Source organism: Pseudomonas sp. TNT2022 ID1044 (genome assembly GCF_028656895.1).
GTDB classification, from domain to species: Bacteria; Pseudomonadota; Gammaproteobacteria; order Pseudomonadales; family Pseudomonadaceae; genus Aquipseudomonas; species Aquipseudomonas reinekei.
On the sequence record NZ_JAMDHB010000001.1, the window covers coordinates 595,255 to 618,473 of the forward strand.

The window sequence follows — 23,219 nt, forward strand, 5'->3', positions numbered from 1 at the left end:
GGCGATCATCGGAGAATCGTATGAAAACAACACATGTAAACAGCTACTACGCCGCCACCCGCAACTTCACCGGCGATTTCCCGGTGCTGGAAGGGGCGGTGGACTGTGACGTCTGCGTGATCGGCGCCGGTTACACCGGCCTGTCTTCGGCGCTGTTCCTCGCCGAAGCAGGCTACAGCGTCACCGTGCTCGAAGCGGCAAAAGTCGGCTTCGGCGCCAGCGGTCGCAACGGTGGGCAACTGGTCAACTCCTACAGCCGCGACGTCGACGTGATCGAGGATCGTTACGGCGACAAGACCGCCGAAGTCCTCGGCAGCATGATTTTTGAAGGCGCCGACATCATCCGTCAGCGCATACAGCACTACGACATCCAGTGCGACTACCGTCCCGGCGGCATTTTCGCGGCGATGAACAAGAAGCAGCTCAAAGGCCTGGCCGAGCAGAAGAAGAGCTGGGAACGCTACGGTAACAACAACCTGACCCTGCTCGGCGAAGCGGACATCAAGCGTGAAGTCGGTTCCGATGCCTACGTCGGTGGCCTGCTGGACATGCAGGGCGGCCACATTCATCCGCTGAACCTGGCCCTTGGCGAGGCTTCGGCAATCATCGGCCTGGGCGGCAAGATCTACGAACAGTCGGCGGCGGTAGAAATCACCTACGGCGAACCGATCACCGTGCGCACCGCCAAAGGCCTGGTCAAAGCCAAGTACCTGCTGATTGCCGGCAACGCCTATCTACCCCAGGGCCTCGACAACCGCGTGACCAGCAAGAGCATGCCGTGTGGTTCGCAGATCGTCGTCACCGAGCCGTTGTCGGAGCAACAAGCGCGTAGCCTGATCAAAAACAACTACTGCGTCGAAGACTGCAACTACCTGCTCGACTACTACCGCCTGACGGCCGACAACCGCTTGCTGTACGGCGGCGGTGTGGTCTATGGCGCCCGTGAACCGGACGACATCGAGCAACTGATCAAGCCAAAAATCCTCAAGACCTTCCCGCAACTGAAGGATGTGAAGATCGACTACCGCTGGACCGGTAACTTTCTGCTGACCATGTCGCGCATGCCGCAATTCGGTCGCATCGAGAAAAATGCGTATTACATGCAGGGCTACAGCGGCCACGGCGTCACCTGTTCGCACCTGGCCGGCAAACTGATTTCGGAAATGATCCGCGGCGACGCGGAGCGTTTCGATGCGTTTGCCTCGCTGCCGCACATGCCAATGATTGGCGGGCGCACCTTTTCGGCGCCGCTCACCGCCATGGGCGCCGTGTATTACTCGCTGCGCGACCGTTTCGGCATCTAAGCTTTACCTCGCCGGCGACCACCCCAAAAGTTGTCGCCGGCTTTTTAACCTGTGGGAGCGAGCCTGCTCGCGATAGCGCCAGTTCAGCCAACATCGAAGTCGCCTGACACACCGCAATCGCGAGCAGGCTCGCTCCCACAGTTTGTACTGCATCAAGGCACAGGCCATTTTCGACCACCGTTTATCGAACCTGCTGAGCAACACCAACAAACGTGATTTAATAGCCGCCTTTCACGGTTCAGGGACAGGGGGAATGGCAGGATCTGCGCCTGTTTTTCACCCCCATTACCCTTAAGTCGTTCTTACATAAGGCTGTCATGGATACGGGCTCACGACTCAAATTAGTACGCGAAAGCTACAAACTGTCCCAGCGCGAGCTGGCCCGGCGTAGCGGCGTCACCAATGCCACCATTTCCCTGATCGAACAGAATCGCGTCAGCCCTTCCGTCAGCTCCCTGAAAAAGCTGCTCGAAGGCATCCCCATGTCCCTGGCCGACTTCTTCACCTTCGACCAGCCACCCCGCGAACACCAATACGTTTTCCGCGCCAGCGAACAACCCGATCTGGGCCGCCACGGCCTTCGACTGCTACTGATCGGCGCCTCCGTACCGAGCCGGCAAATGCGTTTGCTGCGCGAGCAATACGCACCGGGCGCCAGTTCCGGTGAAGAGCCGATCGTGCATGCCGAAGGCGAGGAGTGCGGGTTGGTGACACGGGGTACGGTCGAGCTCACCGTCGACGGCCAGATCAGCGTGTTGAACGCCGGGGATGGTTATTACTTCCCGACCACGCTGCCGCACCGGTTTCGCAATATCGGGCAGGATGAGGCGGAAATCATCAGCGCGAATACGCCGGCGAATTTCTGATTCAAAGTAGGTTGATTCGGATTAACTTACGGCTCCACGCCATCATACCGACACCCGTTCGAAGAAAGTTCCAAGACAGAGATGAGGCGGCATACGGGGGCGGATTGAACCAACGCTCTAAACATCGTCTAAATTTCAGGGACTACTCCCGTCACGAAGGAACGACTCATGATCAGGTCTCGATCGTTGATTGCAGCTTTGACAAGTGTGGTGTTGGTTTGCGGTCCGGTGACTGCACTGGCGGATCCCGGTAATGGAAAAGGCCAGGGGAACGGCAAGGGCAACCCGCAAAACGCCCAGGATCATGGCAACCAGGGTGGGCATGGCAACAAAGGCAAGAATTCAGGGGGCGGCGACTGGAGTCATGGCCCGAGCATTAGTCGTACCAACGTCATCGGGATTGTTGACAGCTACCGTAATTACTGGAGTCCCGGGCCGGCATTACCTCCCGGCATCCAGAAAAACCTCGCCCGCGGCAAGCCGCTTCCGCCGGGCATCGCCAAGAAACTCGATGGCCGGCTGGTCGGCAAGTTGCCGCACTACGACGGGTATGAGTGGCAGCAAGTCGGTACGGATTTGATCCTTGTCGCGCTGGCGACCGGGCTCATCTACGAAATTCTTGATGGTGCGTTTGATTGAGGGCGCGCCTGCGTTGAGTGGCGGTCAGTCCGTCCGTCGCGGTGCGTTGAACTGAACGGGGGTTATCGCGTCCTAAACCATGCGATATCAACCCCCTACGGAAGCAATCATGCTTTTAAAAAACAAGAGTCTCGTAGCTGTCCTGTCCTGCGCATTTATGCTGGCAGCAGCCCCTTTACTGCCTGCTGACCTTTCCCTCATCAACTCAGCCGTTGCGAAAGAGGGTGGCGGAGGTGGCGGAGGCGGTGGCGGCGGCGGAGGTGGTGGGCACGGCGGTGGAAATGGTGGTGGCCACGGTGGCGGTAATGGTGGTGGAAACAGCGGCGGTCGCAGCGGGTCTGATCATGCCGGAAACTCTACCAGCAATGGCCACGGGAAGGGGTTGGCCAGCGATCACGCCGGCAAAGCGACGCGCAATCATGGGGTAAGCGGCAACCATTACGGCAGTGAGCGCAATGATGACAACGGTCATGGCACCGCTACCTCAGGCATCGCCAATTCCAAAGACACCCGTGGAATTTCCAAGGCCAGAGCGATTTCGACAACGACGCCAGGTGATCACAGCGTCAAAGGGCTGAGTCATGCAGGTCCGTCGGGGGCGAAAAATCCTCGTTGAGACATTGAAGCGATCAGTTTCATGCACACAGAAAACCCGCAGTGATGCGGGTTTTTTCTGTCTGGAGTTTCGTTACTGCCCTTTAGGCACTTCAAACCCGCGCTGCTCGATCACCGCAAACACATCGCGCACGTCCTGAAGCAGAATCCGCGAAATGTTGGTGACGGTGTTGATGTCGTTTTCGGCGTAGTCGGGGAGGCTGGTGCAGGCCATCAGGTTGATGTACTGGAGGACGGCGTTGAGGCGTTCGCTGACGCACTTGTGCAGTTCGCGGATGGGGGCTTGGTTATCGATCAGGAGGACGGGGTAGTCCGTGGCGAATTGTTTCAGGGGGATGTAGCGGCGAGGAGAATTCTCAGTAGTCATGGTGATAATCCTATTAAAAGTAGAATCGCCACCTTTTTGCTGCGAAACAAAATGGGTGGCAGCTATGCACGGGTTCGCAGACCGGAGGATTAACACCATGTCCCGGCAGACCCGTAGGTCTCCCGTGCACAACCGCCATAAAGAAAACACTCAGCCGGAAGCCGGCCGTGTCGGACGGAATAAAGTGCCAATCTTAAGGGCTGCGAAACCCTATCGCCAACTGCGGTCAGCGACGAGGCTCACCATAAACGGTGATTTTGTTGCCTTCAACCAGGCCACCACCCAGATGTAGGACCGAACCGGGTAATTGTGGCGAGGGAGCTTGCTCCCGCTCGGCGGCGCAGCCGTCGTAAAACCGGCCACTACAACGAAGCTTAGGAAATGAGCGAGTAGGGACCAGGGCTGCTTCGCCGCCCAGCGGGAGCAAGCTCCCTCGCCACAAAGCGAGATTTCCTACAGCTTTTACAGATCAAAAAATCCGAGTATCAAGCACGGCTTCGCATCAAGGAGAACGAGATGACTCAATCACTGGAACGTGCCATCGCCATCGCTGCCGGCGCTCACGAGGGGCAACTCGACAAGGGCGGTGCGCCCTACATCCTGCATCCGTTGCGGGTGATGCTTAAAGTCAGCACGCTGGAAGAGCAAATCGTCGCGGTGCTGCACGACGTGGTCGAGGACTGTGACATCAGCCTTGAGGCGTTAGCCGAGGAAGGCTTCAGCGAGACGGTGCTGGCGGCTATCGAGTCGGTGACGAAAGTACCGGGTGAGGCTTACGAAGACTTCATCACCCGCGCGGCACAGAACCCGATCGGCCGTGTGGTCAAACTGGCGGACCTGGAAGAAAACAGCGACCTGTCGCGCATCGCCCAGCCGAGCTGGGAGGATCTGGAGCGGATTGAAAAGTATCGGCGGGCGATTGGGGTGTTGCGTTAGTCGTCGCGATTTTTGTGTGTTTGATCTAGCGTTAAATATCAATTCTTACGCAGGGAATGCACCCATGACCGAAAAGTTGCTGTTCCGAGGGCCTTTTTTCGACTATCTGCTGACCCAGGTACCATTGGCGGGTACGCGATATTTCAACCATGGCTCCTTGAGCGTGTTGTTTGAAGATGATTCGCGTCTGTTTCGGCTCACCCGGGATGGCGGTGGGCATGTGTTTTTAGTCAAGGAGTCTGCAGCCGGTAACCCGAATGTAGTTAAGGTGTTGAAGGATTACGGTCCTGTTGCGCCTTCGGATGAGGATCGCAAGATCGGATTCTACTATTGGCTAGCCGAAGTAGAGCGGCTCGAGGAACTGCCCGATACGGATGAACGGACACTGCGATTGGAACAGGCTTTCGACTTGCTGGAGTATGACAGCGCCGATCTGCCTCAACAGATTGAAGCGGCCAGTGCTGAATTTCCGGAATTCCATTCTCTGTTTCACACCCTTGAACTCGCCCGGCGATTTGCGCTAGAACGTGGCGATTTGCCGGATCCGAACATCAGCAATGTAATGGTCAGACCTTCTACCGGCGAGTGGGTGTGGATCGACGCACTGACTTCAACTGAATACATGCCGGAGGAGGCCACACTGATCCGCCTGGAAGCAATGCGGGCAGGCGATTGAGCGCAAAGATTATCAGCGCGCCGGCGCGCGCAATTGCCCAATCTTTTTCGTCAATTGCTCTCGAGCCGCATCCAGTGAGCCCGCGTTGGTTTTTACGGACAGTGCCGCCTTGTCCTTGCGCCCCAGGAAATAGCTGATGCGCTCGGCGTTGGCGCCGGAGGGGTGGGGCAAGCCGCTCAATACCTGTTCCGGGCGCAGCAGGCCAAGGGTCAACAGGTATTCGAACACTTCGCCGACCTTGGGGCCCAGTGGCACGTACACGCAGTTGGCGGGCAGTGCGCGGATTTCTTCACTCAGGTGATTTTCTATCTGATTGCGCAGGCTGGCGCGGCTCAGCAATCCAGGGTTACCGCTGTAGTTCTCGCCGTTCAGGAATACCGGATAACGCAGCGCCGAGGTGTAGTGCACCCAGTGTCGATGGGATTCGAACAGTCGTTCGCAGCTATCGATGCCCAGGTAGGTCTGCACACCGATGTGATCCAGCATGGCAATCAGGTTCGGTCGCATCGGCCCCGAGAAGCTGGAGGTTTCCTTGGCGGCCTGCTTGGCCAGGGCCACCGATGCGCCGTTGCGTAATTGGCGGCGGGCCTCGTTGAGCGCATTCATCGCTTGTTGCAGGCCTGGGGTGATGCCGCAAATGACAATGCGGGCCTGTTCATTGATGTGGTCGAAAGGGGCATAGAAGGTTTGCAGGCTGCCTTCGCTGGATAAAAGCAGGCCTTCAGGCAGCGGCTTGCCAGCCAGAATGAAGGCCTCGTCGGCCATCAGGTGCTGATAATGCTCGAACAGACTCAAAGTTTCGTTCTCCAGGCTGGATGCTTCGTAAGTGGCTTAAAGGTAGCGGATATATCCGCAAGTGCAGGGCGCGTACGCGTTATGGCTACCATTCATTTGGTCGATATCCATCATTAAAGAATGCAAGTTCTGTTTTTCTGTCATCAGAGGAGGATAGGGTCATACCAATCTCGCCTTTGAAGGAATCAGCGCGATGAGAATCTCGACCTTGCTGGCTTTTGTTGCCGTGTTCAGCGGCAGCGTTGCTGTTGCTGCCCCGGCCGTTGCGGCCGATCCGTCCTGCCACTTTCTGCCCATAGCCGATAGCGCTGCCAGTTTGCAGAAAGCGAAAACCGTGGCGGTGCTCTATAGCGAAAACACCCTCAACACCCAGGAATATCTGGAGCGCTACCATGCCGTGGCGGTGAACGGTGCGAAGAATCCGCAGCTGGATTCGCGGATCAGCCAGGCGTTCGTTGACAGCTCCGATCCGCAGCGGGCGATTAATTGGCTGATGGGGTCGCTGCAGAAAGAATTCGCTTCGGTGACGGTCTACGACAGCCTCGATGCGGCGGTGCAGGCCCATCCCGATGTGGTAGTGATGCTCGACACTTACAGCCGCCTGGTCTCCAAGCGCAACAGCCAGGTTGAGGCGCGGTTCATGGCCAGGTTCTACGATGCGAACTTGCAGTACATTGGCCAGGCTGAAGGCTCGCGTGCCCGGCAAATGCCTTCGGTGTGGGTGCATGGCAAAGCCGCGCCGCAAATTGCCGCGCAGATTGGCCAGCAGACCGAGTTGCAAGTCAATGCGCTGAAGCAATTCGATGCGTCGCTGAAGGCGCTGGTGAATGCCGATACTGCGGGGCATGTCGCCAGCAATTGATGCGGCTAAAGAACTCCCAGGCTTGCCGCCAGATGGTTGACCGCTTCTGCTTCAACCAGGCCTTCGTCGCTGCCCTCATGAAACACTGCGCAACTGGCGGATTTACCGGCATGAACGCCGCGATAAACCGCGACGTTGCTGCCGGGGCCGGCGCCGGTGTGTCCGCTCAGGATCAAGCCGCTCGCCACAGGGCCGTGCATCAGGCCGAGCGCGTAGCCAGGAGCGGTCCATGGGCGTCCGGCAATCGGTCCGCCGAGCACGCGCGCTGTTTGCATGTCCTGCAACAGCGGCGCAGGTAGAAAGTCGCCACTCAATACTCGGTCCAGACACAGCGCTGCCTGATCCAGCGGGCCGACCAGCAAGCCGTGATAGACCCAGCCGGGGTCGTAAGTGGCGGCGGTTCCCATGCTCACCCCGTTCAAATCATCCCGGGTCTTTGCCAGATGCGTATTGGACAGGTCGAGGGGCGCGAACACACGTTGCGTTAGCGCCTGTTCAAGGGAAAGGTCGGTGATGCGCTCAATGATGCGTGCAACCCACAGATAGCCGACGTTCGAGTAGCGCCAGCCTTCACCCGGTGCGTATCGCAATCGACTGGCATCCAGGCGCTGCAGCATTTCATCGGCGGGCCAAGGCGTGTCATTGCGAGCCACGGCGGCGTGGTAGTCGGCGAGTTCGGAGTAATCCGCCAGCCCGGCCTCGTGCCGCAGCAGTTGCCGCAGTGTGAACGGCCCCTCCGGAAGGGGGTCATCGAGGGCAATCAGCCCGTCTCGCACCAGTGACAGGGCCGCCGCCGCCAGCACGGTTTTGGTGAAGCTCCACCAGGGCACCCTCGTCTTTGGCCGTTGAGGCGTGAGCAAGGTGCCATTCGATACAAGGGAAAAAAGCATGAATCGACTCTGGATGGAGGGCGGGTCCGTTAGGGGTCAGGTGTGTACCAGCGCGATGGTAAACGAAACCACGATCATGCAGGCAAATGCAAAATTCAGATTCATGAAGTGTTCATCCGGAATGGGGGAGATGGCCGCCATTTTGAACAGGTCATCCCCCAATAAAAAATTCGGCTTCATGATTTGAAAGATCGAAACAATTGATACCTGGCGAGAGGGTTTGTGTGGGGTGCGTGGTTTGGGCAGATTGCACGTGGTGGCCATTGGATATTTCCATCACGGCCGTCACAGTCGGGAGGTGGCACAGACAACATCCCTGTTGAAAGTGCCCCGGTAAGGCAGGCGACTCAGCGCAATCGCTCGAGCATCTGGTAGTACCACATGCCCGCCGCCAGCATCGGGTTGCCCAGCAAGTCGCCCATCGGCACGCGGATGTGCTGGCACGCGGCGAAGGTGTCGAAGTGTTCGAGCTGCCCGGTGATCGCGCGGCCCATGATTTCACCCATGATGTGGGTGGTGGCGATGCCGTGGCCGGAGTAGCCCTGGCAATACCAGACGTTGTCCGAGAGCTTGCCCAGTTGCGGAATGCGGTTGATCACAATGCCCATCGCGCAGCTCCACTGGTAATCGATGGCCACGCCTTTGAGTGCCGGGAAAGTCTGCTCGATGCACGGGCGCAATTCGGCGGCGATGTCCCGTGAATCCTTGCCGCTGTAATTGGCGCCACCGCCGAACAGCAAGCGACCGTCGGCCGTCAGGCGGTAGTAGTCGAGGACGAAGCGGCAGTCGTACACGGCGAGGTCTTCGGGGTTGATTTGTTTGGCCAGATCCCCCAGTGGTGCGGTGGTGACGATGCCACCCATGGCCGGGAAAATCTTGCCCTTGAGCTTGCCCGGTTCCAGTTTGTGGTAGACGTCACCGGCCAGCAGCACTTGATTGGCATCGATGCGACCGTGGGCGGTGCGCACCCCGGGCGTAGCGCCATGGATGATTTCCAGCACTTCGCTGTTCTCGAAGATCAGTGCGCCCAGGCTGTGCGCCGCCCGCGCTTCGCCGATGCACAGGTTGAGCGGGTGCAAATGCATGTTGCGGGTGTTCTTGATTGCACCGTGGTAGAGGTCGCTTTGCAGCAGGTCGCGTACCTGGCTGCGGTCGAGCAGGCTGACTTCATCCGCCATGCCACGCCTTACGGCTTCGTCGTAATCCTTGCGCAGGCCCTCCATGTGGCCGGGCTTGTATGCGGCGTGCAGATGGCCGTGTTTGAGATCGCAGGCGATGCCGTATTTTTCGACGCGTTGCTGGATGATCTGGTGACCGCGCCAGCGCAGGTGCCAGATGAAGTCGTCGACTTCCTCGCCGAGGGTGCGGCGCATTTGTTTGCGCATTGCTTCATCGCCCGACAGGCTCCCGGTGACCTGGCCACCGTTGCGCCCGGTGGCGCCCCAGCCGATTTTATGGCTTTCGACGATGGCGACTTTCAGGCCTTTTTCCGCGAGCTCGACTGCCGTGGCGACGCCGGTAAAACCGCCGCCGATGATCACCACGTCGACCCGGTGCTGGCCTTGCAGGGTCGGGTAATCGGTGTCCTGGTTGAGGGTGGCGGTGTAGTAGGAATTGCAGCGTTGTTGAGTCATGGTTTTGTCCAGGTAAGAGATTTACCTGTGGGAGCGAGCAGGCTTGCTCCCACAGGGATTGGGGGACCGACGGGTTACGCCTCAGTCAAGTACCAACGCCAATCCTGCTCACCCACTTGCGCCATGAACTGCCGATACTCGGCACGTTTGACTGCCAGATACACCCCAAGAAATTCCTGCCCCAACGCATCCCGCGCCCACGACGAGTTTTCCAGTGCCGTCAGCGACGTCAGCCAGTCGGTGGGCAGCACTTGCGTGGCCTGTGCGTAGCCGTTGCCTTCTACCGGTTCGCCCGGATCAAGGTTTTCGCTGATGCCGCGATGAATGCCGGCGAGGATCGCCGCTGCCGCCAGGTACGGGTTGGCGTCGGCGCCGCAGATGCGGTGTTCAATGTGCCGACTGTTGGCCGGGCCACCCGGTACGCGCAGGCTCACGGTGCGGTTGTCGACACCCCAGGTCGGCGCCAGCGGCGCGTAGCTGTTGGCCTGGAAACGCCGGTAGGAGTTGGCGTTAGGGCAGAACAGCAACAGCGAATCGAGCAAGGAAGCGAGCATGCCGCCAATGGCCGTGCGCAGCAGCGGTGTGCCCGCCGGGTCCTCGGAGGCAAACAGGTTGTGGCCCTCGGCGTCGGCAATGCTGACGTGCATGTGCATGCCGGTGCCCGCCAGATGATCGAAGGGTTTGGCCATGAAAGTGGCCTGCATGCCGTGCTGGTGGGCAATGGCTTTGACCAGACGTTTGTAGCGTACTGCCTGGTCCATCGCCTGCAAGGCATCGCCGTGTTCCAGGGTGATTTCCACCTGGCCCGGCGCGTATTCGGAAATCGCCGTGCGCGCTGGAATGCCGTGGAGTTTGCACGCCGAATAGAGGTCGGCGAGGAACGGTTCGATCTGTTCCAGCTCGCGCAGGCCGTATACCTGAGTGTGTCGCGGTCGTCCGCCGTCAGCATCCAGCGCCGGTTGCGGGCGACCGAGATGATCGCGCTTGGCATCGAGCAAGTAGAACTCCAGCTCGCACGCCATGACCGGGTAGTAACCCTCGGCCTTCAAACGCTCGATCACGTTGATCAGCAGGTGGCGCGGGTCGGCGATGCTCGCCGGCATGCCTTGTTGCGGGTGCATGCTGACTTGCACCGCGGCCGTCGGAATCTGCCGCCACGGCAACCGCACCAGACTGCCTTCGAGGGGGTAGGCACGGCAATCGATGTCGCCCACATCCCAGACCAGCCCGGAGTTCTCGACGTCGTCGCCTTGCAAGGTCAGGCCGAGGATGGTGCTGGGCAGCGGACGACCACTTTCATACACCGCCAGCAGTTCTTCGCGGTGCAACAGTTTGCCGCGCGGCACGCCGTTGGCATCGAGAATGAACAGTTCGATCATGTCGATATCAGGGTTGTTCGCCAGAAAGGTCTGGGCGTCTTCAAGGGCTGCGAATTTCATTGTTCGTCACTCACGTTGGCGTCCTGCGGACGCACGGATTCGGGCCTCGGCACGACGACGGATACAAAGATCCGGGGCATGCAGGCAAAGGATTAGCGAAGGAGAGGGCTCTACGCGTTTGGGGCGCGATCAGGCGAGCAGGGTGCTATCCGGCGGACGTGCGGAGTGACGGAGTTTGGAACGGCTCAAGGCCATGGGCAGGTTGACAATGCGGTTCATAACGGATGTTTCCGGCATTGGAGTTCGTCGGCGGCAGGTGGACCTGCCAGCCGGGCGTGTCTGGATACTAGGGGGGAATGCGACGCCTGTAAATGTTTCATTCAACGCAGCAGGTGCACGCCAAGACCGATCAACCCGCAGCCGAGCAACACCTCGATCACGCCCCGCTTGAAGCGGAACAAGGCAATGGCCGCTGCAATGGCGATCAGCAACGAGGGCCAGTCCAGGGGATTGTCGAAGCCTTTGGGCCAAAGCACGTGGTAACCAAAAAAGCATGCCAGGTTGAGAATCACCCCAACCACCGCAGCGGTGATCGCCGTCAACGGAGCGGTGAATTTCAGTTCGTTGTGCGTCGATTCCACCAGCGGCCCGCCGACGAGGATGAACAGGAACGAAGGCAGGAAGGTGAACCAGGTCACCAGCGTTGCCGCGACGGCACCGGCGACAAAGGCCTGGTCCGGGCCGAAGACTTGCAGCACGTAGCCCCCGATAAAGCCGACGAACGCCACCACCATGATCAGCGGCCCGGGCGTGGTTTCACCCAGCGCCAGGCCGTCGATCATCTGCGTCGGCGTCAGCCATCCGTAATGACTGACTGCGCCCTGATAGACGTACGGCAACACCGCGTAAGCGCCACCAAACGTCAGCAGCGCCGCTTTGGTGAAGAACCAGCCCATTTGTGTGAGCGTGCCGTCCCAGCCGAACAACGCGGTCAGTGTGGCCATGGGCAATGTCCACAGGATCACACCGATCACGGCCAGGCGCATTACCTTCCAGCCACTGAAACGCGCATGCTCAGGGGGCGGAGTGTCATCGTCGATGAGTGCCGGGCCGAAGGTTTTTTGCGCAGCGTTGTGGCCGCCGGCGCGGAATTTTTCCGGTGCCAGGCGCCCGCCGAAGTAGCCGATCACCGCGGCACCGAGCACGATCAGCGGAAACGGCACGTTCAGCGCAAAGATCGCCACGAAGGATGCGGCAGCGATGCCCCACAGCCAGCCGTTCTTTAACGCCCTGGAGCCGATCCTGTGGGCGGCTTGCAGCACGATCGCCGTCACCGCCGGCTTGATCCCGTAAAACAGGCCAGCCACCACCGGCACTTCACCGAAGGCGATGTACACCCAGGACAAGCCGATCAGGATGAACAGCGAAGGCAGCACAAATAGCACACCTGCGATCACGCCACCCCAGGTGCGGTGCATCAGCCAGCCGATGTAGGTCGCCAGTTGCTGGGCCTCGGGCCCGGGCAGCAACATGCAGTAGTTGAGCGCGTGCAAAAAGCGTCGCTCGGAGATCCAGCGTCGGCGCTCGACCAGCTCCTGATGCATGATCGAAATCTGTCCCGCCGGCCCGCCGAAACTGATGAAGCCGAGCTTGATCCAGAAGCGCAAGGCTTCGCGCAGGCTGATGGCTTGAGGCAGGGACTGTTCCGGTTCGGGTGAGACGCTCAAGCCTGAGCTCCTTGTGTCGATGCGCGTGGAGGCGATGACACTAGCGATGCTTGAGCGATTTGGAAAGTCGATGTTTCATCTGAACCGCTTGCTGGATAAGCAGATCAATGGTTTGGGTCTCACGATCGTCGGTTTCAGCCGCCGGTCATGTTCATGAAGCGAACGACCTGAACCTCGTCGTTCACCTCGAAACTGTGTCGATAGGGCTTGAGTTTCATCGCTTCGATGATGGCTTTCTCCAGGCGTTCGGGCTGCCCTGGATGGCTACGCAACACGGCCTTCAAATCCACAGAATGCTCATTGCCCAAGCACAGCAGCAAGCGACCCTCCACCGTCAGCCGCACCCGGTTGCAGGTGCCGCAGAAGTTGTGGCTGTGGGGCGAAATGAACCCCAGGCGAATCTGCGGTGCCTCGGCCAGCCGCCAGTAGCGCGACGGGCCTTGGGTCGACTCGGCGGATTCAATCAACGTGTAGCGTTCGGCGATCCGATCGCGGACCTGGCTGCTTGAGAAAAACGATTCGGCGCGGCTGTGTTCACTGATGGTGCCCAGCGGCATTTCTTCAATGAAGGAAATGTCGAGATTGCGCTCGATGGCAAAACTCACCAGATCGTTGATCTCGTGATCGTTGCGGCCCTTCATCACCACACAATTGAGTTTGGTGTGGCGAAAGCCTGCATGGATGGCGGCGTCGATGCCCTTGATCACTTGAGCCAGATCACCGGTGCGGGTCAGTTCGCGAAAGCGTTGCGGGTCCAGGCAGTCAAGGCTGATGTTGAGGCGTTTGACCCCGGCGTCGAACAGCGGCCGGGCCAGTTTGGCCAACTGCGAGCCGTTGGTGGTCATGCACAATTCACGCAGGCCGGGCAGGGCGGCGATCTTTTCGCACAGTTGCACCACGCCCTTGCGAATCAGCGGTTCGCCACCGGTCAGGCGAATCTTGCGGGTACCCAGCGCGACGAAGCTTTCGGCGACCTGATAGATCTCTTCCAGTGTCAGCACCCGTTGGCGCGGCAGAAACTGCATGTCCTCGGCCATGCAATACACGCAACGGAAATCGCAACGGTCAGTGACCGACATCCGCAGATAGTCCACGCGGCGGGAGAACCCATCGATCAAAATTCGTTCCGACATGACATCCCCGCGTGGCGTCTGGTGTGGCGTACTCCGCGATTAACGGCTTGTGCGCAGACTAAGAGCATCGGGCAGGGACGTCCAATCAGTATCAGTAACCGCTTGATCGAGCGGATCTATGATGGGATCTACTGCGCGCCAAACATCGCCGTCCAGTAAATCCCTGCATCACTCTTCGGATCATTGGCATACGCCGCGCCCAATTCGTTGAACTGCGGGTTCATCAGGTTGGCGCAGTGGCCAGGGCTGGCCAGCCAGCCGTCGACGACTTTGCGCACGCTGTCTTGTCCGGCGGCGATGTTTTCGCCGATTTGCTGGAAGTTGTAGCCAGCCAGCTCTGCGCGGTCGCCCGGGGTACGGCCGTCGCGATCCTTGTGATCGAAGAAATTGTTGTTGGCCATCGAGCGGGAGTGGGCTTCGGCGGCGGCGCCGAGCGTAGCGTTCCAGGCCAGTGGCGTGGTCGCGTTGAACGCTTGCGTGCCGCACTGGCGCGGCTGGGTGCGTGCGGCATTGAGTTCGGTGAGTAACTTCTGGCCTTCGGCCTGCCAGTCACCCAAGCGTGCACTCAACAGTGGACGCGCCACGACAATGCGCCACTCACGGTCCTGACGGCTCACGCCGACATCGACAAATTGCGGGTCGAGCACGATCTGGCAAAAACTTTCCTGAATCGCTTTCATCGCCGATGACGCATCGCGCGGCCCGGAAAGGCTGATCGCCTGCACGTTCTTCATCGGGTAGCCCGCCGTCACCATCGCCTGCTGCAAATTGCCGATACTGGTGGCCGACAGCGCCAAACGTGGGTCGGCCGCCAGCGGTGGCAATTCCGATGAGACCTGACCGACGCAGCGTTGCAACTGGCTGCGATAGACGTTGATCGATTCGATCAACTGCGACTCTTCGCTCGCCACGGCGCTGGCGGCCAACAGCAGGCCCGCTGACAAACCGGCAAAACGCATAGCGGATGGTAGGAAACGCATGGATATCTCCTTGAGCTGACTGCGCCCATGATGCGCGAAGTTACCTTGTCACAGGCAACGGATTTTCCCGAAAGTTGTGGCGCAAGTGCAATCATTTCACTACTACACTCAAGCGAACTGCCAACAGAGTATTGTCCAACCATGCGCCATAACCGGATAGCAAACTGCCTTGCCCTGATAGTGCTCGCCGGTCCGGCATTCGCCGCCGATCAACAGCAAACTCAAAAAGTCGCCGAAGACAAGGCCGAGGTACTGGAGCAGAAGGCTGCCGACAACAGCAGTCCGGCACCGGTCCCCAAGTCTGAAGCCATCACCCAACCCGAAGTGCAGGCCGTGGACCCGGCGGGCAAGGCGCCGCTGGACGACGCCATTACCTGTCTCGCCCGGTCGATCTACTGGGAGGCCAAAGGCAAGGACGCAGCCGACATGGAAGCGGTGGCCAACGTGGTCATGAACCGCCTCGGTCATGAGGGTTTTCCCGATACGGTTTGCGGTGTGGTCAAGCAAGGCTCGGAAACCAGGAACTGCCAGTTTTCCTGGTGGTGCGACGGGCGCGCCGACTCGGTTCAGGAGGAAGTGCCTTACGCGATGGCCAAGGAAATCGCGCGCAAGGCGCTGAACAAGCAATTGCCGGATCGCACCAAGGGCGCACTTTACTTCCACGACCGTACGGTGAAACCGAATTGGGCCAAGGAGTACACCAACACGGCGAACATCGGTTTGTTCAAGTTCTACAAGCCCCAAGGCGGGGATGCGAAGTAGTCGCTTTCAAGGGGAACACCGTTCGCCATTTATCTAGACCACCGAAACTGAAACATTTCTGTTCTACAAGCTTCATGACAAAACAACGCGTTAGAAACGTCATGAGTGGAACAGAACATGAAACAGGCGTGGTTATCGAACAGTAACACCGCACCGATCGGTGCCTCGTGACGGTTCTCGTCACCGGCGCCGCCGGATTCATCGGCTTTCACACGGCCAGGCGCTTGTGCCTGGAGGGTCATGAGGTGGTCGGGATCGACAACCTCAACGACTACTACGACGTGACGCTCAAACAGGCCCGACTCAACGAACTCGCATCGTTGCCGGGCTTTCGCTTCCTCAAACTGGATATCGTCGACAAGCCTGCGTTGATGGCGCTGTTTCGCGATCATGGCTTCAGCGAAGTGGTGCATCTGGCGGCTCAGGCCGGCGTGCGTTATTCACTGGACAACCCCGATGTCTACGCGCAATCGAACCTGGTGGGTTTCCTCAATGTGCTGGAAGCCTGTCGGCACCATCGCCCGGCGCACCTGATCTACGCGTCGAGCAGCTCAGTCTACGGCAGCAACAGCAAATTGCCGTTCAGCGTCGAGGACCCTGTCGAGCATCCCGTGTCGCTGTATGCCGCGAGCAAGCGCGCCAATGAATTACTGGCGCACAGCTACTGCCATTTATACGGCCTGAAGGCCAGCGGCCTGCGCTTCTTTACGGTGTACGGCCCCTGGGGCCGGCCCGACATGGCCCTGTTCAAGTTCACCGACGCGATGCTCAAGGGGCAGCCTATCGACGTCTACAACCACGGCGACATGGCCCGCGACTTCACCTACATCGACGACATCGTCGAAAGCCTCTGTCGTTTGCGCACGCGACCGCCAGTGCCCGCCGAACCGGGCCAGGGCCGCAATCAATTGTTCAACATCGGGCGCGGCCAGCCGGTGGCGCTGCTGGATTTCGTCGAGTGTCTGGAAATGGCGCTGGATCGCCCGGCCGAGCGCAATTACCTGCCGATGCAGGCCGGTGATGTGGTCAAGACCTGGGCCGACGTTTCGGCAATGACGGCGTGGATCGACTTCCAGCCGCAGGTGTCGGTGGCCACGGGCGTCGCCGAATTTGTGATGTGGTATCGGCAGTTTTATCAGAGATGAATCGTTCGCCGCTGATAACGGTTAAACCAAGAGGCGAGGGGACTCCATGAGCCAGGACATTTTTGTATCCGTGCTGATTCCGGCAAAAAACGAAGCGAACAACCTCAAGCCATTGCTTGAGGAAATCCGCGTGGCGCTGGCTGACGAGGCCTACGAAATCATCGTCGTCGACGATGGCAGTACCGATGCCACCCTGCACGAACTGCGGCAGATCAAGCACAACGGCTTGAAGGCCTTGCGCATCCTGCACCATGAGCGCTCGCTGGGGCAGAGCACTTCGCTTTACCACGCGGCCCGCGAAGCGCGCGGCCAGTGGCTGGCGACCCTCGACGGGGACGGGCAAAACGACCCGGCGGACATCCCCGGCATGCTGGCGCTGGTGCGCGGCGAGCCGGGCAGGGGCGACGTGCAGTTGGTGGCCGGGCACCGGGTCAATCGTCGCGACACCGCCAGCAAACGCTGGGCGTCGCGCTTCGCCAACGGCTTGCGCAGCCGTTTGCTCAAGGACGCCACGCCGGACACCGGTTGCGGTTTGAAGCTGGTTGAGCGCACGGCGTTTCTGCGCCTGCCGTATTTCGACCACATGCATCGCTACATTCCGGCCCTGATCCAGCGGCACAACGGCCGAATGATCGTTCACCCGGTCAACCACCGGCCACGGACGACCGGGGTGTCCAAGTACGGCAACCTCGACCGTGCCCTGGTGGGCATTCTCGACCTTGTCGGGGTGTGGTGGCTGATCCGCCGGACCCGCCTGAACACCCATGCGCAGGAGATCGAAGGATGATGCTGACCCGTGAAGCCCTGTGGTTGATGGTCGGCTTCGCCGGCCAGATTGCGTTTACCGGTCGTTTTGTCTTGCAGTGGCTGTACAGCGAGTACAAGAAACGCAGCGTGATCCCGACCGGTTTCTGGTACCTGAGCATCGTCGGCAGCACATTGTTGTTCGCGTATGCGATCTATCGCCAGGACCCGGTGTTCATCGCCGGTCAGGCGTTCGGCTCGATCGTTTATCTGCGCAATTTGCAATTGATCAAAAAAAGCAAAGACCTCAAGGAATAAGTCATGCACAGAACCCTGTCGCCCCGGGTCGAGTGCCTGGGCCTGATGCTCTTTGCCTTGTTATTGATCGGTGCGGGCCTGGGGCTGCGTCAGGCGCAGAACGTCGATGAGGAGCGCTTCCTCGGCGTGGCGCTGGAGATGCTGGACAACGGCTCATGGCTGATCCCGCACCGGGCTGGGGAAATCTACGGCGACAAACCGCCGATTTTCATGTGGACGGTGGCGTTCTTCGTCTGGCTGACCGGCAAACCCAATCTCGCGCTGTATATTCCGGGGCTGTTTTCGGCGGTGACGGTAACGGCAATGGTTTACGACCTTGGCCGTCGCTTGTGGACCCAGCGCATCGGACGCATCGCCGCGTTGCTGTACCTGGCGACTTACCAGACCTACAGCATTTTACGCACCGGGCAGATCGACAGCTTCCTGATTCTGTTCACGACCCTTGGCCTGTACGGGCTGGCGCGACATTTACTGCTAGGGCCGGCCTGGCGCTGGTTCTATGTGGGATGCGCGGCGATGGGGATCGGCGTGATCACCAAAGGCGTCGGATTTCTTCCGGCGCTGATGTTGATCCCGTATGCCTATGCGGTTCGCACAGGCTGGCCAGGCGTGGTGGCGATGCCGGGCGAAGCGCGCAAGTGGCTGCTCGGATGGGTGATCATGCTGGCGGCCATTGCCATCTGGCTGCTGCCCCTGGCCTTATCCATCGCGTTCAATGGCAGCGCTGATGAAATCGCTTATGCGCGAGAAATCCTCCTGCGCCAGACCGCAGGGCGCTATGCCGCCGCCTGGCACCACCGCGAACCGTTCTGGTATTTCTTCACCAACGTCATTCCACAGTATTGGCTGCCGCTGGTGCTGGTGTTGCCGTGGCTGGTGCCCGCCTGGCGGCGTCAGTTGCAAAAGCGTGACGGTCGGGCTTTGGTGCTGCTGGGCTGGGTGGCTTTGGTCGTGCTGTTTTTCTGCATCAGCAGTGGCAAGCGCAAGTTGTACATCTACCCCGCACTCCCGGGCCTGGTGCTGGTGGCCGCGCCACTGGTGCCGTGGCTGCTGCAACGCTGGTTCCGTCAGCGCCCTCGCTTTCGAAAAGTATTCCCGGCGCTGGTCGCGACCTGGTTTGCTCTGTGGTTCGCTCGGGGCTTTGTTGAACCGATCAGGGACGGTACCAACCCTAATGAAACGATCATGGCGCAGGCCAACACCCTGACCCATGGCGCCGACCTGGTGCTGGTCAACTGGAGCGAAGGGCAATGGCTGTTCGCCCGCCAGCCGATCGTGCATTTCGGCATGCTTGATTCCACGGTTGAGCGGGCGGCGCAATGGTTGCGTGAGCATCCCGATGACTACGCATTGGTGCCGGATAACGTGCTGAGCCGCTGCTTCAAGCCCGAGGCGTCGCACGAGTTGGGGGAGAACTCCCGGGCGCGGTGGGCGATTGTCGGGGTGGCTGCGGATAATGGGCAGTGCGGTTTGGATGCGACATCGACGGTGTATCGGTTCTCGTGGCGCGCAACGGAGCCCGAGCAGGTGACCAATCGCTGAAGTAAAAAAGGGGACTTCGTGCAAGTCCCCTTTTGTCTGGCCAGTGGGTATCAGCTATGACTGCGACGCCAGAAGAACCGCGCCAGCAACGCATCGAGACTGAACTTGCCCGGCCCCGAGAGCAGCAACGGCACCAGCGCGGCGAGGTAGATCAGCGGCAATTTGAAGTTGCCGTAGCCTTTGTTGGTGATCGAGTAACCCTGTGCCAGTTCGCTCAGGCTCGACCAGTCCGCGGGCCAGTGCACGGCGGCAGTTGCGACGATGGTGACCACAATCAGGCTGATCGCTGAAAACCGTGTGGCCAGCCCCACCAACAGGGCGAGGGCGCAGATCAATTCCACCCACATCGACAGTTCCCAGTTCAGCGTCGCCGGCAGGTGGTTGAACGGAAACAGGAAGCGATCCTGAATGTCGGCGAACCAGTTTTCGCCATTGAATTTCTCCAGGCCCGACTCGAAGAACTCCCAGGCCAGAAACACTCGCAGCGTCAAAGGCGCGATCCAGTTACCGGCGCGATCCAGGTTCAGGTGCAGGCCTTTGACGGCCGACGAAATCGAAGTGCTCATGGACGGTAGTCTCTTTCAAGTCTTTGAGGATGGGCGACGTGTGCCCGTTAGCGACAAGTGAATTTCATCAGGCGGGTGTATCTGCGATGTGTCTTGCAAGTTGGGAATTGAAGGCCTGTTGTGTCAGGGGCGGGGCTGTACACACTTTGATACGTAGCAATTTCAAAGCACCGCATACCCCCGTCGGAGCGAGCTTGCTCGCGCTAGCGGTCTGACAGTCAACATTGATTTCGACTGACCGGGCCTCATCGCGATCAAGTTCGCTCACACAGGGGGCACTGCTGTTGCGCAGAGGCATGCCTTGGGAGCGGATGACGCTTGGGGACTTTTGCTATACATTTTCTGCCCGCCCATTACTTGGTGAATCCGCTTCATGTCTCTTGCGCTCGAACGTCTAGTCGCTGGCACGCCGATCCCTTTCGCTGGTAACCGTGTCACTGTGGTCAGCCCCGAATTGGCGGCACGCTTCCAGCCCGGAGACCACCTGCTGGTGGAACAGGTCAGCGGCGAGTTGTTGCTGATCCCGGTGGCTGACCAGCAGGCCGCTGCCGTGGCCATCGAGCGTGCTGAAGCCGCGTTTGCCGCGATGTCAGCGGTGTCGGATCAGGCGATCAGCACCTTCTTCGATCTGTTCGCCCAACGCCTCGAAACTGCGCAATGCTGGGCCTTGATCGAAGCCGCCAACCAGGCAGACATCGAGCGGGCCAAGGCCCGTGGTCGTTCGACCACGCGTTTGCTGGCCGATGAACGCATGCGCCGCGACATGATTGCCGGCCTGCGCGCCTGGCGTGATGCCTCGGCCACGCGCGGCAAGGTGATCAGCTGCGTCGAGCACGATGGCTGGAAGGTCGAGCAAGTGGTCTCGCCGCTGGGCATCGTCGCGTTTGTTTTCGAAGGCCGGCCGAATGTCTTCGCCGATGCCGCTGGTGTGTTGCGCACCGGTAATACGGCGGTACTGCGTATTGGCAGCGATGCGTTGGGCACTGCCCAGGCCATTGTTGCCCATGCGCTGAATCCGGCGCTCGCCGATGCCGGGTTGCCGAGCGGCGCGGTGTCGCTGGTGGAAAGCGTCAATCACGCAGCCGGTTGGGCGATGTTCGCCGACCGGCGTCTGTCGCTGGCCGTGGCCCGGGGTTCGGGACGTGCGGTCAGCCAGTTGGGCAGTATCGCGCAACAGGCCGGCACCGCTGTCAGCCTGCACGGCACCGGTGGCGCGTGGCTCGTTGCTGATACCGCCGCCGATACCACCCGCTTCGCCAGCGTGGTGCGCAATTCCCTCGACCGCAAAGTCTGCAACACCCTGAATGTGTGCCTGATCCAACGCGACCGCGCCGCCGAACTGGTGCCGGTGTTTCTCGATGCCTTGCAGCAAGCTGGCAAGGCCCGGGGCCAAGGCTGCAAGTTGCACATCGTAGAAGGCAGCGAAGCATTCCTTCCGGCGGATTGGCTGAATGCAACCGTCGAGGTCTATCGCGCCGAAGGCTACCAGACCGAAGCACTGGCCGAACCGCTGCCCGAGGCTCAACTGGGCCGCGAGTGGGAATGGGAAGAAACCCCGGAAGTCAGCCTGAAAATCGTCGACGACCTGGACAGCGCCATCGCCTTGTTCAATCGCTACAGCCCGCAGTTCACCGTATCGCTGATCAGCGAAGACGCGGCGACGCAGGCGCGTTTTTATAACGCCGTCAACGCGCCTTTCGTTGGCAACGGCATCACCCGTTGGGTCGATGGCCAGTACGCGCTCAATAAGCCGGAACTGGGTTTGTCGAACTGGGAGAGCGGGCGCCTGTTTGCGCGCAGTGCGATTCTTTCTGGCGATGGCGTGTTCACCATTCGCAGCCGCATGACCCAGGTCGATCTGGGCGTCAAACGCTGAGTGATCCTGCTGGACAAAAAAAGGGCCTGCTCTTATCAGGAGCAGGCCCTTTTTATTGATAAGTCAGCAATGACTCATTTCAATTAGTAGAACCGATCAATCACCCGAACTTCGTTCTTGTTCTGCATCGAGTCCCAAGCCTGTTTCAGCGTTTGCAGAACATTGCCGATGAAGTCCTTGTCGGCCGCGGCTTTCTTGCCGACATAGCCCTGGCCGCGACGGTACATCTTCAGTCGGGCGAGCAGGTTCTGGTTGTTCTGGTCAAACTCCGCTTCATGGGCATGTGGCGACAGGCAGTCAATGTGAACCTGACCCGATTTGCTGATCCACAGGATATGGCTGTCGTGGCTGTCTTTTTGCGCAGCGAACATACGAGCCAGTTCTTCGATAGTAGGTTGATTGTTCAGATTCATGATTAAAGCCCCCTTGACCATTTGGTGATCTTTCAAAGTTGATTCGCTAATACAAGTAGCCCATCGGTTAGTTGATCCCTGGCACCGAAACCAGGACGTCAGCAGTCGTCCGTCATAAGCGACGAGGTCCCGCGTCTGTTGCATGTAGTCGTGTTGAATAACTGCTACGCAATAGCGTCACAACGAAGAGAAGCAGCGATTACCTTTGGCCCCTGCCGACGTTTTCAGGGTCGGCCACAAGCTTCATGAGGATGGATCGCCAGCGCTTCTCGTCCTTGTACTGGACGTTCAGGCCAGGTCAGCTTCTTCAATCTGCCTTGTGGGCAGCGTGTATCCGGAAAAAACAGCTCGGCGGTCAGACGAGCTTGCTCAAGCGTGTTGCGTGTACTCCCGATCGGGGAGACGTCTGCATCATGCTAGGGCAAATCGTGCTCGTCAACGGTTTTGTAGTGATTATTTTCAAGCACTACATATTGTCGGACAAAGCTGTGGGGAATTAGAAAAAGCGCCGGTCAGGTTGACGGCGAGGGAGCCTCGAAGCGGTAAAAGGTGCAGGGGTAACCTTCTGCCATGAGGGAATGCCGAGTGAATCGACCTGCGCTGATATCGGGCATCACGGCGGCCCAGAACTGCCGCGCAGGCGGGTTCGCCTCGATGTGGAAAATTTGCCATTGACCGGGAAACCGGCTCAAGAGGGTGGAAACGACAAACTTCGCGACACCCTGGCCACGAAAGCGTCGACTGACGAACAAATAGCCGATGTTGAATTGGGCGCCGGGCAGGTGAGTGTCGCCATCCACGGTCACGAAACCGGCCAGTTCGCCGTCGACCCGGATCAAAAACGGCCGGGTCGCGGGTTTGTCCCAATAGTCCGGCAGGGGCCGGAGCGGGAAAAAGCCGGATTCGCCCAGGGTCAGCGGTAACCATTCGCTGAAGTCGTAGGTGTAGAACTGCATCAGGTTTTCAATGGTTTCGAGTTCGTCGCGATGGGCGGCGTGCAGCGCTGTCGAGGGCATGGCGAGGGCTCCTGCAAGTGTTGCGTTATCGATA

Annotated in this window: 25 protein-coding genes; 13 read left to right on the plus strand and 12 right to left on the minus strand. The window is 59.6% G+C overall.

What is annotated here, in order from left to right; all coding sequences use genetic code 11:
• Positions 1-20: 20 nt before the first annotated feature.
• The 4 genes from M5G20_RS02725 to M5G20_RS02740 all read left to right on the plus strand — a co-directional run bounded on the left by M5G20_RS02725 (position 21) and on the right by M5G20_RS02740 (position 3,425).
• Positions 21-1,304, plus strand: a complete 1,284-nt coding sequence (locus M5G20_RS02725) for an NAD(P)/FAD-dependent oxidoreductase (protein WP_273917773.1) — start codon at positions 21-23, stop codon at positions 1,302-1,304.
• Positions 1,305-1,621: 317 nt separating this feature from the next.
• Positions 1,622-2,170 (plus strand): cupin domain-containing protein, encoded by a 549-nt coding sequence (locus tag M5G20_RS02730; protein ID WP_212624790.1) that lies wholly within the window; start codon positions 1,622-1,624, stop codon positions 2,168-2,170.
• A 168-nt stretch (positions 2,171-2,338) separates the two neighbouring features.
• A complete protein-coding gene (locus M5G20_RS02735; RefSeq protein WP_273917774.1) occupies positions 2,339-2,809 on the plus strand; it encodes an anti-virulence regulator CigR family protein in 471 nt (156 codons plus the stop codon).
• Between the two features lie 109 nt (positions 2,810-2,918).
• A complete protein-coding gene (locus M5G20_RS02740) occupies positions 2,919-3,425 on the plus strand; it encodes a hypothetical protein (protein ID WP_273917775.1) in 507 nt (168 codons plus the stop codon).
• A gap of 72 nt (positions 3,426-3,497) precedes the next feature.
• On the opposite strand, the gene M5G20_RS02745 is transcribed toward M5G20_RS02740, so the two are convergent.
• A complete protein-coding gene (locus tag M5G20_RS02745) occupies positions 3,498-3,791 on the minus strand; it encodes a fructose-bisphosphate aldolase (protein ID WP_273917776.1) in 294 nt (97 codons plus the stop codon).
• Positions 3,792-4,307: 516 nt separating this feature from the next.
• Here M5G20_RS02745 and M5G20_RS02750 point away from each other — a divergent pair.
• Both M5G20_RS02750 and M5G20_RS02755 read left to right on the plus strand, forming a co-directional pair.
• Positions 4,308-4,727, plus strand: a complete 420-nt coding sequence (locus M5G20_RS02750; RefSeq protein WP_150732678.1) for an HD domain-containing protein — start codon at positions 4,308-4,310, stop codon at positions 4,725-4,727.
• Positions 4,728-4,791: 64 nt separating this feature from the next.
• Positions 4,792-5,403: a hypothetical protein gene (locus M5G20_RS02755; protein ID WP_273917777.1), complete on the plus strand. Its 612-nt coding sequence runs from the start codon at positions 4,792-4,794 to the stop codon at positions 5,401-5,403.
• Positions 5,404-5,415: 12 nt separating this feature from the next.
• Here the strand turns inward: M5G20_RS02755 and M5G20_RS02760 are convergent, their stop codons facing one another.
• Positions 5,416-6,198, minus strand: coding sequence for a hypothetical protein (locus tag M5G20_RS02760; protein ID WP_273917778.1), 783 nt, complete (start codon positions 6,196-6,198; stop codon positions 5,416-5,418).
• Between the two features lie 193 nt (positions 6,199-6,391).
• On the opposite strand from M5G20_RS02760, the gene M5G20_RS02765 reads away from it, so the two are divergent.
• A complete protein-coding gene (locus M5G20_RS02765) occupies positions 6,392-7,060 on the plus strand; it encodes an ATPase (RefSeq protein WP_273917779.1) in 669 nt (222 codons plus the stop codon).
• A 5-nt stretch (positions 7,061-7,065) separates the two neighbouring features.
• Here the strand turns inward: M5G20_RS02765 and M5G20_RS02770 are convergent, their stop codons facing one another.
• The 7 genes from M5G20_RS02770 to M5G20_RS02800 all read right to left on the minus strand — a co-directional run bounded on the left by M5G20_RS02770 (position 7,066) and on the right by M5G20_RS02800 (position 14,803).
• Entirely contained in the window at positions 7,066-7,950 is an 885-nt protein-coding gene (locus M5G20_RS02770) for a serine hydrolase domain-containing protein (RefSeq protein ID WP_273917780.1), read from the minus strand.
• Positions 7,951-7,986: 36 nt separating this feature from the next.
• A complete protein-coding gene (locus M5G20_RS02775) occupies positions 7,987-8,214 on the minus strand; it encodes a hypothetical protein (RefSeq protein ID WP_273917781.1) in 228 nt (75 codons plus the stop codon).
• Between the two features lie 83 nt (positions 8,215-8,297).
• A complete protein-coding gene (locus M5G20_RS02780) occupies positions 8,298-9,584 on the minus strand; it encodes an NAD(P)/FAD-dependent oxidoreductase (protein ID WP_273917782.1) in 1,287 nt (428 codons plus the stop codon).
• 74 nt (positions 9,585-9,658) lie between these two features.
• Positions 9,659-11,023 carry a glutamine synthetase family protein gene (locus tag M5G20_RS02785; RefSeq protein WP_273917783.1) on the minus strand — a complete coding sequence of 455 codons (1,365 nt, stop codon included), beginning with the start codon at positions 11,021-11,023 and terminating at the stop codon, positions 9,659-9,661.
• 320 nt (positions 11,024-11,343) lie between these two features.
• A complete protein-coding gene (gene chrA, locus M5G20_RS02790) occupies positions 11,344-12,690 on the minus strand; it encodes a chromate efflux transporter (protein WP_273917784.1) in 1,347 nt (448 codons plus the stop codon).
• Positions 12,691-12,824: 134 nt separating this feature from the next.
• Positions 12,825-13,823, minus strand: a complete 999-nt coding sequence (moaA, locus tag M5G20_RS02795) for a GTP 3',8-cyclase MoaA (protein ID WP_273917785.1) — start codon at positions 13,821-13,823, stop codon at positions 12,825-12,827.
• 128 nt (positions 13,824-13,951) lie between these two features.
• Positions 13,952-14,803 carry a CAP domain-containing protein gene (locus M5G20_RS02800; RefSeq protein WP_273917786.1) on the minus strand — a complete coding sequence of 284 codons (852 nt, stop codon included), beginning with the start codon at positions 14,801-14,803 and terminating at the stop codon, positions 13,952-13,954.
• A gap of 141 nt (positions 14,804-14,944) precedes the next feature.
• Here M5G20_RS02800 and M5G20_RS02805 point away from each other — a divergent pair, with 141 nt between their 5' ends.
• The 5 genes from M5G20_RS02805 to M5G20_RS02825 all read left to right on the plus strand — a co-directional run bounded on the left by M5G20_RS02805 (position 14,945) and on the right by M5G20_RS02825 (position 19,314).
• Positions 14,945-15,565, plus strand: coding sequence for a cell wall hydrolase (locus tag M5G20_RS02805; RefSeq protein ID WP_273917787.1), 621 nt, complete (start codon positions 14,945-14,947; stop codon positions 15,563-15,565).
• A 167-nt stretch (positions 15,566-15,732) separates the two neighbouring features.
• A complete protein-coding gene (locus M5G20_RS02810) occupies positions 15,733-16,710 on the plus strand; it encodes an NAD-dependent epimerase/dehydratase family protein (protein ID WP_273917788.1) in 978 nt (325 codons plus the stop codon).
• 46 nt (positions 16,711-16,756) lie between these two features.
• Positions 16,757-17,497, plus strand: a complete 741-nt coding sequence (locus M5G20_RS02815) for a glycosyltransferase family 2 protein (protein WP_273917789.1) — start codon at positions 16,757-16,759, stop codon at positions 17,495-17,497.
• Entirely contained in the window at positions 17,494-17,772 is a 279-nt protein-coding gene (locus M5G20_RS02820) for a lipid-A-disaccharide synthase N-terminal domain-containing protein (protein ID WP_273917790.1), read from the plus strand. The genes M5G20_RS02815 and M5G20_RS02820 overlap by 4 nt, the downstream gene beginning before the upstream one ends.
• Positions 17,773-17,775: 3 nt before the next feature.
• Entirely contained in the window at positions 17,776-19,314 is a 1,539-nt protein-coding gene (locus tag M5G20_RS02825) for an ArnT family glycosyltransferase (protein WP_273917791.1), read from the plus strand.
• Between the two features lie 50 nt (positions 19,315-19,364).
• Here M5G20_RS02825 and M5G20_RS02830 read toward each other — a convergent pair whose 3' ends face one another.
• Entirely contained in the window at positions 19,365-19,880 is a 516-nt protein-coding gene (locus M5G20_RS02830; RefSeq protein WP_212624774.1) for an HvfX family Cu-binding RiPP maturation protein, read from the minus strand.
• Positions 19,881-20,253: 373 nt separating this feature from the next.
• On the opposite strand from M5G20_RS02830, the gene M5G20_RS02835 reads away from it, so the two are divergent.
• Positions 20,254-21,756, plus strand: a complete 1,503-nt coding sequence (locus M5G20_RS02835) for an aldehyde dehydrogenase family protein (RefSeq protein ID WP_273917792.1) — start codon at positions 20,254-20,256, stop codon at positions 21,754-21,756.
• 83 nt (positions 21,757-21,839) lie between these two features.
• Here M5G20_RS02835 and M5G20_RS02840 read toward each other — a convergent pair whose 3' ends face one another.
• Positions 21,840-22,169 carry a hypothetical protein gene (locus tag M5G20_RS02840; protein WP_150732693.1) on the minus strand — a complete coding sequence of 110 codons (330 nt, stop codon included), beginning with the start codon at positions 22,167-22,169 and terminating at the stop codon, positions 21,840-21,842.
• A 512-nt stretch (positions 22,170-22,681) separates the two neighbouring features.
• On the minus strand, positions 22,682-23,185 hold the full coding sequence (locus tag M5G20_RS02845; protein ID WP_273917793.1) for a GNAT family N-acetyltransferase: 504 nt from the start codon (positions 23,183-23,185) through the stop codon (positions 22,682-22,684).
• Positions 23,186-23,219 lie beyond the last annotated feature (34 nt).

Excerpts from the sequence above, each read along its gene's own strand:
- moaA (WP_273917785.1), bottom strand. The coding sequence starts at position 13,823 with ATGTCGGAACGAATTTTGATCGATGGGTTCTCCCGCCGCGTGGACTAT.
- M5G20_RS02815 (WP_273917789.1), top strand. The coding sequence starts at position 16,757 with ATGAGCCAGGACATTTTTGTATCCGTGCTGATTCCGGCAAAAAACGAA.
- M5G20_RS02770 (WP_273917780.1), bottom strand. The coding sequence starts at position 7,950 with ATGCTTTTTTCCCTTGTATCGAATGGCACCTTGCTCACGCCTCAACGG.
- M5G20_RS02835 (WP_273917792.1), top strand. The coding sequence starts at position 20,254 with ATGTCTCTTGCGCTCGAACGTCTAGTCGCTGGCACGCCGATCCCTTTC.
- M5G20_RS02840 (WP_150732693.1), bottom strand. The coding sequence starts at position 22,169 with ATGAATCTGAACAATCAACCTACTATCGAAGAACTGGCTCGTATGTTC.
- M5G20_RS02765 (WP_273917779.1), top strand. The coding sequence starts at position 6,392 with ATGAGAATCTCGACCTTGCTGGCTTTTGTTGCCGTGTTCAGCGGCAGC.
- M5G20_RS02785 (WP_273917783.1), bottom strand. The coding sequence starts at position 11,023 with ATGAAATTCGCAGCCCTTGAAGACGCCCAGACCTTTCTGGCGAACAAC.
- M5G20_RS02750 (WP_150732678.1), top strand. The coding sequence starts at position 4,308 with ATGACTCAATCACTGGAACGTGCCATCGCCATCGCTGCCGGCGCTCAC.
- M5G20_RS02735 (WP_273917774.1), top strand. The coding sequence starts at position 2,339 with ATGATCAGGTCTCGATCGTTGATTGCAGCTTTGACAAGTGTGGTGTTG.
- M5G20_RS02780 (WP_273917782.1), bottom strand. The coding sequence starts at position 9,584 with ATGACTCAACAACGCTGCAATTCCTACTACACCGCCACCCTCAACCAG.
- M5G20_RS02820 (WP_273917790.1), top strand. The coding sequence starts at position 17,494 with ATGATGCTGACCCGTGAAGCCCTGTGGTTGATGGTCGGCTTCGCCGGC.
- M5G20_RS02830 (WP_212624774.1), bottom strand. The coding sequence starts at position 19,880 with ATGAGCACTTCGATTTCGTCGGCCGTCAAAGGCCTGCACCTGAACCTG.
- M5G20_RS02730 (WP_212624790.1), top strand. The coding sequence starts at position 1,622 with ATGGATACGGGCTCACGACTCAAATTAGTACGCGAAAGCTACAAACTG.
- M5G20_RS02825 (WP_273917791.1), top strand. The coding sequence starts at position 17,776 with ATGCACAGAACCCTGTCGCCCCGGGTCGAGTGCCTGGGCCTGATGCTC.
- M5G20_RS02845 (WP_273917793.1), bottom strand. The coding sequence starts at position 23,185 with ATGCCCTCGACAGCGCTGCACGCCGCCCATCGCGACGAACTCGAAACC.
- M5G20_RS02725 (WP_273917773.1), top strand. The coding sequence starts at position 21 with ATGAAAACAACACATGTAAACAGCTACTACGCCGCCACCCGCAACTTC.
- M5G20_RS02805 (WP_273917787.1), top strand. The coding sequence starts at position 14,945 with ATGCGCCATAACCGGATAGCAAACTGCCTTGCCCTGATAGTGCTCGCC.
- M5G20_RS02740 (WP_273917775.1), top strand. The coding sequence starts at position 2,919 with ATGCTTTTAAAAAACAAGAGTCTCGTAGCTGTCCTGTCCTGCGCATTT.
- M5G20_RS02800 (WP_273917786.1), bottom strand. The coding sequence starts at position 14,803 with ATGCGTTTCCTACCATCCGCTATGCGTTTTGCCGGTTTGTCAGCGGGC.
- M5G20_RS02745 (WP_273917776.1), bottom strand. The coding sequence starts at position 3,791 with ATGACTACTGAGAATTCTCCTCGCCGCTACATCCCCCTGAAACAATTC.
- M5G20_RS02755 (WP_273917777.1), top strand. The coding sequence starts at position 4,792 with ATGACCGAAAAGTTGCTGTTCCGAGGGCCTTTTTTCGACTATCTGCTG.
- M5G20_RS02775 (WP_273917781.1), bottom strand. The coding sequence starts at position 8,214 with ATGGCCACCACGTGCAATCTGCCCAAACCACGCACCCCACACAAACCC.